1 protein-coding gene is annotated in these 258 nt (G+C 50.0%); it reads left to right on the forward strand.

Annotated elements, in window-relative coordinates; genetic code table 11:
* Nucleotides 1-258: alpha-amylase family glycosyl hydrolase (locus tag QP437_RS10185; protein ID WP_285267753.1), on the forward strand; the 258-nt coding region annotated here is incomplete at both ends.

Genomic DNA, 258 nt, shown 5'->3' on the forward strand with positions numbered 1-258 from the left:
AACTGGATTATCTCCAGCAGTTGGGCGTTAATGCTTTATGGATAAGCGCCCCATTTGAGCAAATTCACGGCTGGGTCGGCGGCGGTACAAAAGGTGATTTCCCGCATTATGCCTATCATGGTTATTACACACAGGACTGGACGAATCTTGATGCCAATATGGGCAGTGAAGCCGATCTACGGACGCTGGTTGATAGCGCGCATCAGCGCGGTATTCGTATTCTCTTTGATGTCGTGATGAACCACACCGGCTATGCCA

Source organism: Haemophilus sp. UMB1048 (assembly GCF_030218125.1).
Lineage (GTDB): Bacteria > Pseudomonadota > Gammaproteobacteria > Enterobacterales > Pasteurellaceae > Haemophilus_D.